This is a genomic window from Streptomyces sp. NPDC045955, assembly GCF_056430805.1.
Map to the genome: position 1 here is coordinate 297,415 of NZ_JBWKKY010000005.1, position 17,701 is coordinate 315,115.

The 17,701-nt window shown below is 71.0% G+C and carries 15 protein-coding genes; 3 read left to right on the forward strand and 12 right to left on the reverse strand.

Annotation, left to right across the window (positions count from 1 at the left end; genetic code table 11):
* Positions 1–152 precede the first annotated feature (152 nt).
* Both AC07F0_RS12880 and AC07F0_RS12885 read left to right on the forward strand, forming a co-directional pair.
* The gene (locus AC07F0_RS12880) at positions 153–1,907 is read left to right on the forward strand and encodes a TIGR03767 family metallophosphoesterase (protein WP_478977864.1); all 1,755 of its coding nucleotides are present in this window, start codon (positions 153–155) and stop codon (positions 1,905–1,907) included.
* A 91-nt stretch (positions 1,908–1,998) separates the two neighbouring features.
* Positions 1,999–3,138, forward strand: a complete 1,140-nt coding sequence (locus AC07F0_RS12885) for a serine hydrolase domain-containing protein (RefSeq protein WP_478977867.1) — start codon at positions 1,999–2,001, stop codon at positions 3,136–3,138.
* 68 nt (positions 3,139–3,206) lie between these two features.
* Here AC07F0_RS12885 and AC07F0_RS12890 read toward each other — a convergent pair whose 3' ends face one another.
* Positions 3,207–4,247: a hypothetical protein gene (locus tag AC07F0_RS12890; protein ID WP_478977870.1), complete on the reverse strand. Its 1,041-nt coding sequence runs from the start codon at positions 4,245–4,247 to the stop codon at positions 3,207–3,209.
* A gap of 195 nt (positions 4,248–4,442) precedes the next feature.
* Positions 4,443–7,022 carry an aminopeptidase N gene (gene pepN, locus AC07F0_RS12895; protein ID WP_478977873.1) on the reverse strand — a complete coding sequence of 860 codons (2,580 nt, stop codon included), beginning with the start codon at positions 7,020–7,022 and terminating at the stop codon, positions 4,443–4,445.
* 137 nt (positions 7,023–7,159) lie between these two features.
* Between pepN and AC07F0_RS12900 the strand changes: the two genes are divergently transcribed.
* Positions 7,160–7,798, forward strand: coding sequence for a mycothiol-dependent nitroreductase Rv2466c family protein (locus AC07F0_RS12900; protein ID WP_478977876.1), 639 nt, complete (start codon positions 7,160–7,162; stop codon positions 7,796–7,798).
* A 3-nt stretch (positions 7,799–7,801) separates the two neighbouring features.
* Here AC07F0_RS12900 and AC07F0_RS12905 read toward each other — a convergent pair whose 3' ends face one another.
* Genes AC07F0_RS12905 through AC07F0_RS12950 form a run of 10 tightly spaced genes read right to left on the reverse strand, consistent with a single transcriptional unit; the run spans position 7,802 to position 17,644 of the window.
* On the reverse strand, positions 7,802–8,023 hold the full coding sequence (locus AC07F0_RS12905) for a hypothetical protein (protein ID WP_306966953.1): 222 nt from the start codon (positions 8,021–8,023) through the stop codon (positions 7,802–7,804).
* Positions 8,023–9,057, reverse strand: a complete 1,035-nt coding sequence (locus AC07F0_RS12910; protein WP_478977879.1) for a glycerophosphodiester phosphodiesterase family protein — start codon at positions 9,055–9,057, stop codon at positions 8,023–8,025. Before AC07F0_RS12910 ends, AC07F0_RS12905 begins: the two co-directional genes overlap by 1 nt.
* Positions 9,058–9,083: 26 nt before the next feature.
* The gene (locus AC07F0_RS12915; protein ID WP_478977882.1) at positions 9,084–10,508 is read right to left on the reverse strand and encodes an FGGY family carbohydrate kinase; all 1,425 of its coding nucleotides are present in this window, start codon (positions 10,506–10,508) and stop codon (positions 9,084–9,086) included.
* Between the two features lie 20 nt (positions 10,509–10,528).
* Positions 10,529–11,560: a 2-hydroxyacid dehydrogenase gene (locus tag AC07F0_RS12920; RefSeq protein WP_478977885.1), complete on the reverse strand. Its 1,032-nt coding sequence runs from the start codon at positions 11,558–11,560 to the stop codon at positions 10,529–10,531.
* On the reverse strand, positions 11,557–12,636 hold the full coding sequence (locus tag AC07F0_RS12925) for an ABC transporter ATP-binding protein (protein WP_478977888.1): 1,080 nt from the start codon (positions 12,634–12,636) through the stop codon (positions 11,557–11,559). The genes AC07F0_RS12920 and AC07F0_RS12925 overlap by 4 nt, the downstream gene beginning before the upstream one ends.
* Complete coding sequence (locus tag AC07F0_RS12930) at positions 12,614–13,438, reverse strand: DeoR/GlpR family DNA-binding transcription regulator (protein WP_436727579.1); 825 nt, start codon at positions 13,436–13,438, stop codon at positions 12,614–12,616. Before AC07F0_RS12930 ends, AC07F0_RS12925 begins: the two co-directional genes overlap by 23 nt.
* Positions 13,435–14,523 carry an ABC transporter ATP-binding protein gene (locus AC07F0_RS12935; protein WP_478977891.1) on the reverse strand — a complete coding sequence of 363 codons (1,089 nt, stop codon included), beginning with the start codon at positions 14,521–14,523 and terminating at the stop codon, positions 13,435–13,437. Before AC07F0_RS12935 ends, AC07F0_RS12930 begins: the two co-directional genes overlap by 4 nt.
* Positions 14,520–15,344 (reverse strand): carbohydrate ABC transporter permease, encoded by an 825-nt coding sequence (locus AC07F0_RS12940; protein ID WP_086601815.1) that lies wholly within the window; start codon positions 15,342–15,344, stop codon positions 14,520–14,522. The genes AC07F0_RS12935 and AC07F0_RS12940 overlap by 4 nt, the downstream gene beginning before the upstream one ends.
* Complete coding sequence (locus AC07F0_RS12945; RefSeq protein WP_478977894.1) at positions 15,345–16,220, reverse strand: carbohydrate ABC transporter permease; 876 nt, start codon at positions 16,218–16,220, stop codon at positions 15,345–15,347.
* 2 nt (positions 16,221–16,222) lie between these two features.
* Positions 16,223–17,644, reverse strand: coding sequence for an ABC transporter substrate-binding protein (locus tag AC07F0_RS12950; protein ID WP_478977897.1), 1,422 nt, complete (start codon positions 17,642–17,644; stop codon positions 16,223–16,225).
* Positions 17,645–17,701 lie beyond the last annotated feature (57 nt).

The window sequence follows — 17,701 nt, forward strand, 5'->3', positions numbered from 1 at the left end:
AAGATCCACGTTCGGTGATCGGCGCTGCGCGTTGCCGCCCCGTTTACGCGCAGGTCATTCCCGGTGCCAACGATCCAGTACGAGCGGGAAGTTCGCCTTGCCGAGCATCCCGCGACCACTGCCGACGCGTTCGCACTCGGGGAGAGAAGCGCATGTCGCGCACACGCTCAGTCGCCGGCTCCGGCCAGGGCATCCACCGTCGTTCCGTCCTCGCCGCCACCGGAGCGGTCGCCCTGTCCGGGGGCGTCGGCTACGCCCTGCGGCCCAGCGACAGCCAGGCCGCCACCGCCGGCGAGACCACCGAGGCCGTCGCCGCCTCCTCGCGCCGGGCACCCGCCGCGCCGCTGGCTCCCTACACCAAGGGCACGACCGTGGCGTCCGTGGCCACCCCGCGCGGCTCCGGCTACCGGCGCCTGGGCGACGGACCCGGCTGGCAGCGGGTCGTGCGCTCCGACCTGGCCGCGCCCAAGTCCGGCCGCGCCGGGCGCCGTACCGCGCTCGCGGCGTTCGTGCAGCTCACCGACCTGCACATCATCGACGCCCAGCACCCGCTGCGCCTGGAGTACCTGCGCTCGGCCGACATCCACGCCTGGCGGCCGCACGAGGCGCTGACCGTGCAGGGCGCGATCGCGCTCGTGGAGCGGATCAACGCGCTCCGCGGCGCCCCCGTCACCGGCACCCCGCTGCACTTCGCCATGACCACAGGCGACAACACGGACAACAACGCCAAGTCCGAGCTGGAGTGGTTCCTGAAGGTCATGAGCGGTGGGCGCATCACCCCCAACTCGGGGGACCCGCGCCGCTACGAGGGCGTCCAGAACAGCGGCCTCAAGCAGTACTGGCAGCCGGACGCGGCGGTCCGCGACAGCGACAAGCAGGACGGCTTCCCCCACCTCGACGGCTTCCTGAAGGCAGCCATCCGCGAGGTCCGCAGCCCCGGCCTCAACCTGCCGTGGTACTCCACCGTCGGCAACCACGACTCCCTGCCGATGGGCTGCTACGCCTCGCACGGCGACTCCTACCTCACCGAACTCGCCGTCGGCGGCAAGAAACTGATGGACGTGTCCGCGGCCGAGGCGCAGCGGCTGCTGACCCTCATCAAGAAGGCCAGGGACCCCGAAGGCGTCCGCTACGAGGACTTCCTGAAGTCCCACGCCCGCGCCATGCGTTCGGTCACCCCCGACGAGAGCCGCGCCCCCTTCACCCCCGCCGAGTACCTCCGGGCGCACCTGGACCCGGCCTACCGCGGCCTCGGCCCGGCCGGGCACGGTTACTCCTCCGCCAACCTCGACGCGGGCACCCAGTACTACGCCTTCCGCATCTCCGACGACGTCATCGGCATCAGCCTGGACACCACCGACGCGGGCGGCCACTACGAGGGCTCCCTCGGCACGGCCCAGCTGAAGTGGCTCGACCGGACGCTGCGGGAGAACAAGGACTCCCACGCGGTGATCTTCAGCCATCACACCAGCAAGACGATGACGAACACCCGCATCGACCCGGCCCGACCCGAGGAGCGCCGCCACAACGGGCAGGAGGTCCTCGCCCTCCTCGGCGGTCACCGCAACGTGCTCGCCTGGGTGAACGGCCACATCCACAAGAACGTCATCACCCCGCACGCGATGTCCTCCGTGGGCTCCTTCTGGGAGATCTCCACGGCCTCCCACGTCGACTACCCCCAGCTCGCCCGCATCATCGAGCTGACCGACAACAAGGACGGCACGGTCTCCCTGTTCACCACGCTGGTGGAGTCCTCGGCCCCGCACCGCACGGACTTCTCCGACCTCTCCCAGACCGGCCTCGCCGCCCTCTACCGCGAGCTGTCCCTCAACGCCCCCGGCGCGAGCACGACCCTCGGCGGCGACCCGGCGGACCGCAACACCGAGCTGGTGCTGAAAAAGGGCTGAAACCCGCCCAACCCGCCCGGGCCGGTCAACTCCGGCCCGGCGGCTCGGGTCCCACCCCCTGACACCGCTCGACGTGACGGGGGTACGGGACATGAACAGACGCGCACGCACGATCCTGACGGCGGCGACGGCCGTGGCGCTGTCGGCGGCCCTGGCGGGCCCCGCGGTCGCGGCCCCGCCCGGAGGCGGCCACGACGCGACCCGGCAGGCGGTGCGGGCGGCGGTCGCCGACGGCGTCCCGGGCGTGACCGTCAGAGTGCAGCAAGGGCACGGCGCCTGGGCGGCCACGGCCGGAGTAGGCAACCTCAAGACGGGCAAGCCGCGTTCGACGCGGGACCACTACCGGGTCGCCAGCATCTCCAAGACGTTCGTGGCCACGGTCGTGCTGCAGCTGGAAGCGGAGGGAAAGCTCTCACTCGACGACACGGTGGAGGAGTGGCTGCCGGGCGTGGTCCGGGGCCACGGACACGACGGCCGAGAGATCACCCTCCGCCAGCTCCTGAACCACACCAGCGGCATCTTCGACTACCTGGCGGACGCCGGTTTCCAGCGGACGTACATGACCGCGGACGGCTTCATGAAGCACCGGTTCGACGAGGCGGACCCGGAGGAGCTGCTCGCCTACGCCCTGGCGCACGAGCCGTACTTCGCGCCGGGCACGTCGTTCGAGTACTCCAACACGAACTACCTCCTGGCCGCGCGGGTGATCGAGAAGGCCACGGGCAACGACTACGGCGACGAGATCGACCGGCGCATCATCGCCCCGCTGCATCTGACCTCCACGTCCGTCCCCACCACCCGCGTCACCCTGCCCCGGCCCGGCAGCCGCGCCTACTCCAAGCTGGCCCGGACGGACACCGGCCCGACGTACGACGTCACGGAACTGAACGCGGGTCTGGCCTACGGCTCGGGCCAGATGGTCTCCAGCTCGGCCGACCTGAACCGCTTCTACTCGGCCCTGCTCCGCGGCAGGCTGCTGCCGCCCGAGCAGCTGAAGGAGATGAAGACCACGGTTCCCTCCAGCCGGGAGACCAGCCGCTACGGCCTCGGGCTCGTCGACCGCGAGCTCGACTGCGGCGTCCACGTCTGGGGCCACGACGGCGGCATCTTCGGTTCGAACTCGGACGCCGTGACGACGGAGGACGGCCGGCACTCCCTGGCCGTCAACTTCAACGGCGACTGGTCGGGAAGTACCGACGCGATCATCGAGGCGGAGTTCTGCGGCGAGTAGCGACGTGGAGGGGCCCGGAAAACCCGGCGGCCCCTCCTCTCCGTTCCTGGTCCTGCCCCCGGTCCGCACTACCGGGGCATTACCACGACATACACGGCCGGTTCGCGGTCGGCCGAGGCCATCAGGGCCGTGCGGACCACCGTCGCCTGTTGTTCCAGTGAGTCGCGGAGCTTCCTGGGCGTGATGTGGACGACGGTGATGCCGAGGCGCTCCAGGTGCTCGCGCTTGCGGGCGTGCTCGGACCACAGGGCGTCGGCGTCCTGCCGGGGCGCCCGTGTGTCCAGTTCCAGCGCCACCGCCTGGTCGGGCCAGTACGCGTCCAGGCCCCCGAGGCAGGGGCCGCCGGGCAGGCGCAGATCCACGTTCCAGACCGGGTCGGGCAGGCCGTACTCGCGCACCATCCGGTACAGGCGGTCCTCCGCGATCGCCCGGCTCTCGGCCAGCAGGGACTCCACCGCGTCCACCACGTGCGGACGGCTCAGCAGCCGCGCCTGGTTCAGCTCCCGCACCACCGCCGCCGGCTCGCAGTGGGCGCCGCGCACCGCCTCCGTCATCAGCCGGCGCACGGTGCCGGCGTCCGCGAGCTCGGCCACCGCGTCGGCCAGCGCGCGGGCGACCGGGGCCACCGGCAGGCCCGCGACCTGCTCGGGGTCCGGCAGCGCGGCACTGCGGACGATGCGCGCACAGCCCGTCGAGCGAAGCCGGCGCAGCCGCGGGACCAGGACGTCGATCGCCTCCAGGGACGGCAGCGGGGGAGTGGAGGAGAAGCCGTGCAGCGTCAGGGCGGCCAGACCCGTGATCATCGCATCCGGGTGGGCGGGGGCGTGCCCCCCGCTGGCGCCGGGCTGGGCGGGGACACCCGCGCCGCGCTCCCGCGACGCGTACATCAGCACCGCGCGCAGCCGCTCCTCGCTGGTCGGCGGGCCCGGGTGGAGCAGGACGACGCCCGGGAGGAGCTGCTGCCAGGGTCCGCCGGCACGGCACTGCTCGTTCGTCTCGAACGTCGTCACGCCGTGCGAGCGGAGCTGCGCGACCGTCATCACGCGGAGCCGGCCGCGGCCGGACAGGTCGTGCAGGGGGCCGGGGGAGAGCGGGGTGTTGTGGGTCATGACCCGCAATTTCCCGCGCCTCGACCGCCCTTTAACCGCTGTTACAAGCCCGTCGACAAATACGGACAACCCAGCACTAAAGGACGGGTGTTCGGATGTCGAAAGATCCTGGTCCGTTCGGGTGCGGACCAGGGTTACGGCTCGCGGGGCACGTATCTCGTAACGATCAGGAACCGCCCAGATCTCAGGCCAAAGCTACTCGCCGGAGGCCGCGTCGCACGCCTGTCCCCGCAGGGCCCGCGCCAGGTCGTCCCGGGCCTCCAGCACCAGCCGGCGCAGGGCCGGAGCCGCCTCCCGGTGGGTCTCCAGCCACGCGTCCGTGGCGTCGAGGGTCTCCCGGGACTGCTGGAGCGAGGGGAACATGCCCTGCACCACGTGCATACCGATCTGGATCGACCGCTGGTCCCACACCCGCTCGATCGCCGCGAAGTACTTCTGCGCGTACGGCGCGAGCAACTCCCGCTGCGAGCCCTGGGAGAAGCCCGCGATGGTCGCCTCGACCATGGCGTTGGACAGCGCGTCCGACTCCACGACCTGCGCCCACGCCTGCGCCTTGACCGCCGCCGACGGACGGGCCGCCAGGCAGCGCACCTGGTGGCGCTTGCCGGATGCCGTGTCGTCCCGGGCCAGCTCCTCGGCCAGCGCCTTCTCGTCCACCGCCCCGTGCGCGGCCAGCGGCTCCAGGAACACCCACCGCAGCTCCTGGTCCAGGTCGAGGCCCTCGATCGACGCCGTGCCCGCCAGCAGGTCGCCCAGCAGCTCGAAGTCCGCCTCGGCGGTGGCCGTCCGGGCGAAGAAACGCGCCCACGCAAGCTGGTGCTCGCTGCCGGCCTCGGCCGCGTACAGCTCGCGCCGCGCGCCCTCGGCGAGGAGGCGGGCGGTCGTCTCGCGCCGGGCGGGCGCCGCGTAGTGCGTGACCGCCGACTCGGCCCACGCGTGCAGCATCTGCACCACGCCGATCTCGGACTCGCCTCCCGCGAACCGCAGTACCAGGTCGACGAAGTCCCCCGCCGGGAGCAGCGCGTCCCTGGTCATGTTCCACAGCGCCGACCAGCACAGGGCGCGCGCCAGCGGGTCGGTCACCGACCCCAGGTGCTCGCGCAGCGTCGCCAGCGAGGTCTCGTCGAAACGGATCTTGCAGTACGTCAGGTCGTCGTCGTTGACCAGGACCAGGTCGGGCGCCTCGGCGCCGGTCAGTTCCGCCACGACCGTGCGCGGGCCGTCGACGTCCACCTCGGCGCGTGCGTACCGCTCGACCGCCCCGTCGTCCGTCGCCCGGTACAGGCCCACCGCCACCCGGTGCGGCCGCAGTTCCGGATGCGACTCCGCCGCCTCCTGCACCACCGCCAGCTCCTCGACGCGGCCCTGCGGGTCCAGCAGCAGCTGCGGGGTCAGCGCGTTCACGCCGGCCGTCTGGAGCCAGGACCGCGCCCAGGCGCTCATGTCCCGGCCGCTGGTCTCCTCCAGCACCGACAGCAGGTCACCGAGGCGCGTGTTGCCGTACGCGTGCCGCTTGAAGTAGCGCCGGGCGCCCTCCAGGAACGCGTCCTGGCCGACGTACGCCACGAGCTGCTTCAGCACCGACGCGCCCTTGGCGTAGGTGATGCCGTCGAAGTTCAGCTTGGCGTCCTGGAGGTCCCGGATGTCCGCCGTGATCGGGTGCGTGGAGGGCAGCTGGTCGGCCCGGTAGGCCCACGACTTGCGGCGGTTGGCGAAGGTGATCCAGCCGTTGACGAAGCGGGTCGCGCCGACCAGCGAGAACTCGCCCATGAAGTCCGCGAACGACTCCTTCAGCCACAGGTCGTCCCACCACTCCATGGTGACCAGGTCGCCGAACCACATGTGCGCCATCTCGTGCAGGATGACGTTGGCCCGGCCCTCGTAGGACGCCTGCGTCACCTTGCCCCGGAAGATGAACTCCTCCCGGAACGTCACCAGGCCCGGGTTCTCCATCGCGCCCAGGTTGTACTCGGGCACGAACGCCTGGTCGTACTTCCCGAACGGGTACGGGTAGTCGAAGTGGTCGTGGAAGAAGTCCAGGCCCTGCTTGGTGACCAGGAAGACGTCCTCGGCGTCGAAGTAGGGCGCGAGACCCTTGCGGCACAGGGCGCCGAGGGGGATCTCCAGCCTCGTGCCGTCGGCGAACGTACGGGAGTAGCTGTCCGTCACGTAGTGGTACGGGCCCGCCACCACACACGTGATGTACGTCGAGATCGGCTTGGTCTCGGCGAACCGCCACACCCCGTCGGCCTGTTCGCCCACGCCGTTGCTCCACACCGTCCAGTCCTCCGGTGCCCGTACCTCGAAGCGGAACGGGGCCTTGAGGTCGGGCTGCTCGAAGTTCGCGAAGACGCGGCGGGAATCGGCCGGCTCGTACTGCGTGTACAGGTACACCTCGCCGTCCTCGGGGTCGACGAAGCGGTGCAGGCCCTCGCCGGTGCGGGAGTAGGCGCACTGCGCGTCGACGACCAGCTCGTTGTCGGCGGCCAGGTCCTCCAGCGTGATCCGGGAGCCGTCGAAGACCTCGCCGGGGTCCAGATCCCGGCCGTTGAGTGAGACGGCCGTCACACTCGGGGCGATCAGATCGGCGAAGCTGCTCGCGCCGGGCTCGTTGCAGCGGAACCGGATCGTCGTGACCGACCGGAACGTGCGGGGCCCGCCGGTGCCGTCCTCACCGACCGCGGACCGCAGGTCGAGGGACACCTCGTACCCGTCGACGCCGATCAGGGCGGCCCGCTCCCGGGCCTCGTCGCGGGACAGATTCTCACCGGGCACGGGCGGAACTCCTCAAGCGTCGTCGGATACGGCTGAACAGCACCGATCCTGCCACGTGCCCCTGAAGCGAGGCAGCCGGGAATGACCGGCGCGAGCGGTGGCGTTGCCGGAGAAACGGTTTCCTCATGAGGAGAGACATGTCGGACAAGACCCCCGTCGACTTCTGGTTCGACCCGCTGTGCCCCTGGGCGTGGATGACCTCCCGCTGGGTGCTGGAGGTGGAGAAGGTCAGGGACATCCAGGTCCGCTGGCACGTCATGAGCCTCGCCGTGCTCAACGAGGACAAGCTCGACCAGCTGCCCGAGGAGTACCGCGAGCTGCTCGAGACCAAGGCGTGGGGTCCCGTCCGGATCGTCATAGCGGCACAGCAGGAGCACGGCGCCGAGGTGCTGGGCGACCTCTACACCGCGCTCGGCACCCGCATCCACAACCAGGGCGAGGGCCCCGGCAAGGAGACCGTCGCCGCCGCCCTGAAGGACGTCGGCCTGCCCGAGTCCCTCATGGAGCACTGGGACGGCACCCGGTACGAGCCCGAGCTGCGCGCCTCCCACAAGGAGGGCATCGACAAGGTCGGCCAGGAGGTCGGCACCCCGGTCATCGCCGTCCCCGGCGATGACGGCGAGCAGATCGCCTTCTTCGGCCCGGTCGTCACCCCGGCCCCCAAGGGCGAGGAGGCCGCCCGCCTCTGGGACGGCACCCTCGCCGTGGCCTCGGTGCCCGGCTTCTACGAGATCAAGCGCACCCGCACCAAGGGGCCGGACTTCTCCAACCTGTAAGTCTCACACCGAGGCGTCGGCTCCCGGGTTCTGCAGTTCCTCCGGGAGCCGGCCCCCGCCGGCCTGATGGCCCCAGGGCTGATACCACCGGCAGCCCGGGGCGGTGCAGCGCCACAGGTCGGTGCGATGTGTCCCGAGCGCCTTTCTCTCCTCGGGCTTGAGCGGCGCGAACACCTGCGTTCCGCTGCCGCCACAGGTCGGGCAGTGCTTGTCCCTGAAGAACATCAGCCCCTCCTCGCCATCACCGCCAGGTCCGGGAAGTCGGTTACGACCGCATCGACCCCCATGCGGTAGTACAGCGCGTATTCCGCGAACGCGTCCCCGAAATCGCTGCTTCCGGTGCCGCGCCGGAATTCCGCCGGCAGGAACTGGTTCTCCGCCCGGAAGGTGTACGGCCCCACGCGCAGGCCCGCCGCGTGGGCGTCCGCGAGGAGTGACGTGCCGACGAGCGAGGACTTGTCCGGGCCGATCCAGTCCGCGTACCCGGCGATGTCCGCCAGCCCGGCCGGCGTCATCATCTGCCGGTAGGTCGTCGTGGGCAGCTCGTACGGCCCGCCCGTGGTCCCCAGGGCCTGCCACAGCGGTACGCCCAGGCCCGTCATGCGCTTCAGGCTCGTGGGCTCGAAGGACTGCACGACGCACTCGCGCGGGCCGAGCCGGGCCCGGCGGATCGCGGCGGCCAGCTTCGGCTCCAGCGGCAGGCCGATGGACCGGAAGTACGTCGGGTGCTTGGTCTCCGGGAAGACGGCGATCGTCCGGCCGTGCGCCTTCGACAGCCTCCGTGCCAGAGCGACGACCTCCTGGAAGGTCATGACCTCCTCGCGCCCGTCGAAGACCGTGTTGCGGTTGCGGACCTGCGGCAGCCGCTCCACCGCCCGCAGCGTCTTCAGCTCGGCGAGGGTGAAGTCCTCCGTGAACCATCCGGTCACGGACCGGCCGTCGACCGTCTTCGTCGTGCGCCGGCCGGCGAACTCCGGCCGGCGGGCCACGTCGGTGGTCTGGGAGATCTCGTTCTCGTGCCGGACCACCAGCACATGGTCCTTCGTCGGCACCAGGTCCGGTTCGATCCAGTCGGCGCCCGTCTGCACGGCGTACGTGTAGGAGGCGGCCGTGTGCTCGGGGCGCCAGCCGGCCGCGCCGCGGTGGCCGATGACCACCGGGCCGCTCCCACGGGGTGCGGCCACCGCCGGGGTGGCTGTGGCGGCTGTGGCTGGTCCCGCGGCCGCCGCGAGTAGCAGAGATCTCCGTCCGAGCCGCATGCGACTCCCTTTCCCGGTAGGTGGATTCATGCACGTGCCCGGGCCCGAGCCTGCGCGAGCAGGACCAGATGCTCCTCGTAGCCCTTGCTGTAGGACGCGGCCCGTGCCGGGTCCGGCTCGACGACCTGCGTCGGCCGCGTCCACCCCCGCGCGTCCAGCGGCACCCCGTACCGCTCGGCCGCCGCGAGGACCGCGCCCCGGGCTCCCACCTCGCCCTCGACGACCCGCAGCGGCCGGCCGAGCACATCGGCGAGCAGCCGCATCCAGGCGGGGCTGCGGGTGCCGCCGCCGCACACGGCCAGATTCCCTGTGAGGCCCGCCGCCTCCAGGCAGTGGCGGGCCGCGTACCCGATGCCCTCGCAGGTGGCGCGGACCAGATCGCCCCTGGTCGACTCCAGGGAGACGCCGGTGAGTTCGGCGCGCAGCCGTGGCTCGACGAAGGGGGCGCGTTCGCCGGAGGGCGCGAAGTACGGCAGCACACGCACGCCGTTCGCACCCGGCGGGGTCTCGGCCAGCAGGCCGTCCACCTCCTCGTGCCGCACGCCCGTCGTCGACAGCACCCAGTCCAGGGCCGCCGTGCCGACCATCGCGGGCATGGCACGCAGCCAGTGGCCGGGCCGGTCGGTGGAGATGTACAGGCCCGCCGGCTCGCCCGTCAGGTCCAGTTCGGTCGTGGCGACCAGACTGGCCAGACAGGTGCCGACGATCAGCAGACCGTCCCCCGGGTCCGTCACCCCGGCGCCCAGTGCGCAGGCCGGCAGATCGTACGGCCCGTTCGCGATCCGGGTGCCCGGTGGCAGGCCCTCACCCCGTGCCTCTGCCGTCGCGACCGGGTCGCTCACCGGGGCGAGCAACCCGCGCCGGTGCGTGAGCCCCAGCAGCTCCACGACCCGGTTGTCGTACGTCCGGGTGCGCGGGTCCAGGAAGGGCATCGAGGCGTCCGACACATCCGTCGCCGGACCCGCCCCCGTCAGCCGCTGGAACACCATGTCCTTGCAGTACAGGGCCGCCTTGGCGGCATCCAGCGCCTTCGGCTCGTTGCTGTCCAGCCAGGCCAGCAGCGGCCCGGGACAGCCCGGGAACATCGCGCTGCCGGTCCGCCGGAACACCGTCTCGAACGTGCCGTCGGCCAGCCACCGGTCGACCAGTTCGTGCGCCCGCCCGTCCATCCAGGAGGCCGCCGCCCGCACCGGCCGCCCCTCGCCGTCGACCAGCCACACCCCGTCGCCCTGCCCGGTGAGCCCGGCCAGTTCGACCGGCCCCGGTACGCGTCCGGTGAGTTCGTCCAGCACGGCGACGACCGCCCCGTACACCTCCTCCATGTCCTGCTCGACGAACCCGCCGTGCAGTCTCAGGTCCACCGGGCGGGACGACACGGCCAGTTCCCGGCCCGTGCCGTCGAAGGCCGCCGCCTTGACCATGGACGTGCCCACATCGATTCCGACGTACATGCGGCTCTCCTCCGGCTCCGTCAGGTCAGGCAGTGGGCGAGGGGCTCTCCACGGACCCAGCGGCCCACCTCCTCGGCGGCGATCCGCGCCGCCTTCTCCGCCACCGCGCGCGAGGCGCCGCCCAAGTGGGGGGTGAGCACCACGCGTTCGGAGAGCCCCGGCAGCCGGGAATCCGCCGGCAGCGGCTCCCGCTCGTACGTGTCGAGCGCCGCCGCCGACACCTGCCCGCTCTCCAGCGCGTCGCACAGCGCGCCCTCGTCCAGCAGCGGTCCCCGGGCCACGTTCACCACCACCGCGCCGGACGGCAGCAGCCCCAGCTCCCGGGCGCCGATCAGCCCCCGGGTCTCGGGGGTGAGCCGGGCGTGCAGGGTGATCACCCGGGAGCGGCGCAGGAGTTCGTCCAGCGAGGTCACGCGCAGTCCGTGGATCTCGCCGTGCACATACGGGTCGTACACCATCACCCGTGCCCCGAAGGCGCACAGCACACGGGCCACCCGGCTGCCGACGGCGCCGTACCCGACGAGCCCGACGGGCAGGTCCTCCAGCTCCAGACCGCTCTGCTCGTACGTGTAGTACGTCGCGCCCTCCCAGCTGCCCTGCCGGGCCAGCGGGTCGTGGGCCTGGGGGATGCGGCGCAGCGCGGCCAGCATCATGCCTACGGTGAACTCGGCGGTGGCGGCGGCGTTGCGGCCGGGCGCGAAGCACACCCGCACGTCACGCCGCTTCGCCGCGTCCAGGTTGACGTTGACCGGCCCGCCCCGGCAGACCACGACCAGCCTCAGATCCGGGCAGGCGGCGAGCACCTTCTCGGTGACCGGCCCCATCTGCGTGACCAGCACCTGCGCCCCGGCCAGCGCCTCGATCATCTCGTCCTCGGCGTCACTGGCCTCCTGCACCTCGGCGACCGGCCCGAACGGCTCCAGCGGCCAGTCCAGCCTCAGTTCCGTCACCTGAGCCCGCTCCACCTCGTGCTCCACCGCCCGTGCGATCAGCGAGGGCAGGACGAAGTGGTCACCGGCGGCCACCACACGCACGCTGTTTCCGGCAGTCATCGCAGGGCTTCTCCTGTCTCGGCGTCGAAGACATGGGTGTGCCGGAGGTCGGCGGCGACCCGGACACGCTCGTCGTGGGCGAGCCGCACCTCGGGGTCGGTGAGGACGACCAGGTGCCGTTCGACCCCGTCGAGGGCGAGGGTCGCCAGGCCCGACTCCAGCAGGGGTTCGTGGGCGACGACCCGGGCGGGCAGGCCCTCTTCGGCGGTGAGCCGGACGTCCTCCGGGCGGATCCCGACCACCACCTCCCGGCCCTCCTCCACCGGCACGGGCAGCGCGATCCGCACCGAGTCGGAGAGGCGGGCGTGGCCGTCGCCGTCGGCGATACCGGGCAGCAGGGTGATCGCGGGCTCGCCGACGAAGTCCGCGACGAACACGTTGGCCGGGCTGTCGTAGATCTCGTAGGGGGTGCCGAGCTGCTGGATGACGCCGTCCTTCATCACGGCGATCCGGTCGGCGAGGGAGAGGGCCTCCTCCTGGTCGTGGGTGACCAGGATCGTGGTGTGGCCCAGGTCCTTCTGGATGCGCTTGAGTTCGCGGCGGGTGGTGTCCCGCTGGGCCGCGTCCAGGTGGGACAGCGGCTCGTCGAGGAGCAGCACGTCCGGTTCGCGGATCAGGGCCCGGGCCAGCGACACGCGCTGCTTCTGGCCGCTGGACAGGCCGGCCGGGCGGGCGTCGAGGAGGTCGGTCAGGCCGACCCGCTCGGCGATCTCCTTCACCTTGCGGTCGACGTCCCCACGAGCCTTACGTCCCCGGGCCTTCAGCCCGAACGCCAGGTTCTCCGCGACCGACAGCGGCGGATACAGCGCGTAGTTCTCGAACGCGACCCCGATGTTGCGCTGCTGCGCGGGCCGTTCGACCATCGACGCCCCGCCGACCAGGATGTCCCCGCCGGTGACGGACTCCAGCCCGGCGATCATGCGCAGGGTCGTCGACTTGCCGCAGCCGGACGGCCCGAGCAGTCCGAGCAGCTCCCCGGAACGCAGCGCGAGGTCGAGACCGCGCACCGCGTCCACGCCCGGACGCCCCCGGGCCCGGTAGGTCTTGCGCAGATCACGTAGCTCCAGCTCGGTCATCGCTGCCCTTCGTCGCACAGACCTCGTAACGGACCTTGTGTTCGTCCAGGTCCCGCAGCGCCTCCGCCGACGCCCCGTCGTCCACCAGGAGCGTGTCGAAACGGGACAGCGGGACGACCCGGTGCAGGGCGACCCGGCCGAGCTTGGTGTGGTCGATCAGCAGGACGTTCCGCGCGGCCGCGTCGAGCATCGCCCGCTTCACGGACACGATGTGCTGCTCCTGGTGGTAGGCGTAACCACGGTGCACCGCCGACGTCGACGCGAAGCACACGTCCACCCGCAGCTGCTCGACCGCCTCCACGCAGGAGACCCCCAGGAAGGAGGAGTGCAGCGGGTCGTAGTCGCCGCCCAGCGCCATCAGGTGGATGCCCCGCTGGTCGGCCAGCAGGTTGATCGCTTCCAGGAAGTTGGTGACGACCGTCAGCGGCGTGACCTCGCCTGTGCGCAGGCGCCGGGCTATCTCCAGGGTGGAGGTGGAGTCGTCCAGCAGGATCGCCATGCCGGGCTCCACCATCCGCAGCGCGTGCTCGGCGACGGCGGCCTTCTCGGCCCGCATGGTCTTCAGCCGGTACTGCACGTTCGACTCGAAGACCCCCGACGGCTGCGCGGTCACCCCGCCCCGGAACTTGCGTACGATGCCCTGCCGTTCGAGCTCGTCGAGGTCCCGGTGGATGGTCATCAGGCTCACCCCGAACCGCTCGGCGAGCTCCGCCGCCGTCGCCGATCCGTCGGCCAGCACCTGCTCGGCCATGGCGGCCTGCCGCGCCGCCGGTCCCTGCTGTCCACCACTGCTGCTGCTCATCGCTGTGTCTCTATCCGTCGTCCCGGTCGCTCCGGCCGGTCGGCCTCGAACAGCAGCAGGTTCTCAGGCCGGACCGCGAGCCGTACCGGATCGTCCGGACGAAGGCGCGCCGCGTCCGCCCGGGGCGCCACCAGCGACACCCGCTGCTCGCCGGTCCCGAGCCGGACGGTGACCTCGACGGACCGGCCGAGCACCTCGGTGACGTACACGGTCCCGGTGAGCTCGTGGCCCTCGCCGTGCAGGGCGATGTCCCGGGGGCGGATGCCGACGAGGACCTCGGTGCCGGGCGTGGCCTGCGCGCGGACCGGCAGTTCGACCCCGCCGTCCGACCGCACCCCGCTCTCCGTCACCACCCCTGGCAGCAGATTGATCCGGGGCCGCCCGAAGGCCCGCGCGACCTCCGTGTCGTACGGCCGGTACCAGATCTCCTCCCGCGTGCCCGTCTGCACGATGCGCCCCTGCCGGATCACCCCGATCCGGTCGCCGAGCGCCAGCGCCTCGACGGAGTCGTGGGTGACGTAGAGGGTGGTGGTGTGCTGCACGGCCCCGATCGCCTTCAGCTCGGCCCGCATCTGCTGGCGGAGTTTGGCGTCGAGGTGGGAGAGCGGCTCGTCGAGGAGGAAGGCCCGGGCGGGGCGGACCAGCACCCGGCCGAGGGCGACGCGCTGCCGCTGCCCGTTGGACAGCTGGCCCACGGGCCGCTCCAGCAGCCCCGAGATCCCCAGCAGTTCGGCGATCGCGCCGATCCGCTGCCGGGCCTCGGCGGCGGGCAGCCGGTGCCGGGGTGAACGCAGCGGCGAGGCCAGGTTGTCGTAGGCCGAGCGGTGCGGGTAGAGGGCGTAGCTCTCGAAGCACATCGCCACACCCCGGTCGTACGGCTCCACACCCCGCATGTCCTCGCCGTCGAGCACGACCGTGCCGGAGTCGGGCTGTTCGAGCCCGGCGACGGTCTTCAGCGTCGTGGTCTTGCCCGCGCCCGACGGGCCGAGCAGGCAGAAGAACTCGCCCTCGCGGACCTCCAGTTCGAGTTCGTCGAGCGCGACGGTCTTCCCGTACGTCTTCCGTATCCCGCTCAGCCGGATCATGACTTCACCGCCCCGAACGACAGGCCCCGCACCAGATACCGCTGGATCGTGAGCGCCAGCAGCAGCGGCGGTACGACGGACACCAGCGCGGCGGCGGCCGTCAGGTTGTACTTGGGCCGATCGCCGCCGAGGAAGGACAGCGCGCCCACGGTCACCGTCTGGGCCTCGTTGGAGGTGAGGATCAGCGGGAAGACGAAGTTGTTCCAGGCGAAGATGAAGGCCAGCAGCGACACGGCCGCGATACCGGGTTTGACCAGCGGCAGGGCGACCTTGAAGAACGCCTGCTTGCGGGTGTAGCCGTCCAGCAGCGCCGCCTGTTCCAGCTCCGGCGTCAGATCGGCGAAGTACGACCGCATGATCCACACGATCAGCGGCAGGGTGACCAGTTGCAGCACCCACACCATGCCGACGTACGTGTCGAACAGCCCGAGCTTCTGGTACAGCACGAACAGCGGGATGATCACGGTCAGTTCGGGCGCGAAGCGGAACGACAGCAGTGTGAACATCAGGTTCTCCGAGCCCTTGAACCGCCACCGCGCCGAGGCGTACGCCGCGGGCAGCCCGACCACCAGCGACAGCACCACCGCCCCCACCGACACCACCAGGCTGTTGACGAAGAACCGCACGAACGGGATGCCCTCGCTGTCGCCGAGGACCGTCCGGTAACCGTCGAGGGTGGGGGAGAAGGAGAAGTAGGTGGAGAAGAGCTGGTCCGCCGGCTTCAGCGACAGGATCACCATCCAGGCGATCGGGAACAGCGCGAAGACGAAGTAGAGGACGAGGGCGGCGTCCGCGAGCCACCCCAGCACACGCTTCTTCACTCAGGTCACCTCCGCGGCCCGGCGCTGGATCTTCCCCAGGTGCTTCACCAGCACCATCGCGGCCAGATACACCACGGCCCACAGCACGATCGTGTAGCTGATCCCGAAGGAGTAGCGCTGGAAGCGGATGGCTTCCAGATACGCCCGGATCTGGAGGACGACGGTCGAGTCGCCGGGTCCGCCCTCGGTGAGGGCGTAGATGATGTCGAACACCTTCAGCGAGTCCATGAACCGGAAGATCACCGCCACCAGCACGTACGGCCACAGCATCGGCAGCGTCAGCCGGCGGAAGGTGTACCACCACCCCGCGCCGTCCACGGCCGCCGCCTCGAACGGGGAGGTGGGCAGCGACCGCAGACCGGCGAGGGCGAGGATCGCCACGAACGGCGTGTACACCCACACATCCACGGCGATCGACGACAGCAGGGCGCCCGTCGGGGTGTCGGTCCACTGCACCCCACCCAGACCGAAGGGCCTCAGCAGGTGGTTGACCACTCCCACCGAGGGCTGGAGCATCAGCTTCCAGATGATCGCCGCGATCACCGGGGCGATCATCAGCGGCAGGATGAGGATCTTCTCCAGGATCCGGCCGAGGAGACTCGACCGGTGCAGCAGCAGGGCGACGGCCACCCCGAGCACGGTCTCGACGGCGGCCGCCCCGACCGCGTACAGCACCGTCACCCACGCCGAGTTCCAGAACGCCTCCTGCGTGAAGACGGTCGCGTAGTTCTCGAACCGCACCATGTCCGGCTGCGGTTTGCTCGCCGAGAAGTCGAACAGCGTGTAGTACAGGCCGAGCCCGAACGGGTAGAGGATCCCGCAGGTCAGCAGCAGTGCGGGCACGATCAGGAGGTACGGACGCAGCGCCAGCCGCATGGCTAACGCACCTTGTCGGCGAGGTCGTCCGCCAGCCCGTCCAGGACGGACTTCGCGTCCTTGCCGCCGTAGATCTCCTGGAGGGCGGCGGCCCAGCTCGTCGTCGCGTCGAAGAACTGCGCCTGCGGGGTGAACTGGATCCTCGTCTGGTCGACGACCGTCTCGAAGGTCTCCAGGAAGCCCGGCAGATGCCGCATCTTGTCCTTGTACGCGGCGTCGTCGGCGACCGACTTGCGCACCGGGTCGATGTGGTTGTGCGTGATCGCGCTCTTGCGCAGGTGCTCCTTGCCGGTCGCCCACTGAAGGAACAGCCAACTGGCGCTCTTCTTCTTGCTCTTGGCGTTCATGCCGAGCGACCAGATCCACATGTTGGTGGCCAGGGACCCGTCGGGCCCCTTCGGGCCGGGATGGAAGGCGATCTTCCCGGAGGCCGGGCTGGCGCCCTTCACCGCCTGGAAGTAGGCGGCCGTGTCGGCGTCGAACAGCATCCCGGCCTTCTTCGCGCCCAGGTCGCTGGAGCACTGGTACCAGGTGTACGACGTCCAGGAGGGCGGCCCGCCCCGCTTGACCATGCCGGCCCAGTCCTCCGTGAAGGCGACGGCGTCGGCGCTGTTCATGGCGGGGGTGAGCTTCCCGCCGTCGACGGTGAAGTCCGTCAGCCCGTTGCGGGCGTACATCGTCATGAAGCCGGGGTGGATGGTGGCCCAGCTCCTGGACCCGCGTACGGCGATCCCGTACATCCCGTCGAAGCCCGCGCCCGGCGCCCGCTGCTTGATGGTGCCGGCGAGTTCGGTCAGCTCCTCGAAGGTCTCGGCCGGCTTCAGGCCCAGCTTCCCGAACACCTCCGTGTTGTAGGCGACGACGTTCGTCTCCCAGCCCCACGGCAGCGCGTACTGCCCGCCCTGCCCCAGCGGCGCGCCCGCCTTCAGCGACCACTGGTCGGCCTGGAGCAGGTTCGGGAAGAAGTCCGCCTGGTCCCACTCGGCGCCCGTCGCCGAGGAGTTGCGCATCCAGGGCCCGAGGTCCTCCAGCCAGTTCGGCGGACCGTACTGCCACACCATGTACGCGCCGAGCATGAACACGTCGTAGGAGGCACGCCCGCTGGACAGGTCCACGGTGAGCTTGTCGAAGTAGTTGTCCTCCGGGAAGACGTCGTACTCGACCTTGATGCCGGTCTTCGCGGTGAAGGACTTCAGGTCGGCGATCAACGCGTCCGTGTACGGGTGCTTGTTGAGCAGCGCCTTGACGGTGGTGCCCTGCTCCCGCTTCCAGTCGAAGGAGCCGGTGACGTCGTCCGCGGCGGACCCGTCGCTCTTGTCGTCGTCGCCGCCGAAGCCGGCGCCGCAGGCCGTGAGCAGCGGGGCCGCGGCAGCCCCGGCGGCGAGCGCGAGGAAGCGCCGCCGGTCGTGCACGTGCGTGTCCATCCGTACCTCCACGTGGGGGCTGGGGCTGGTTAACACGTCGAGTCGACTCGCTAACAG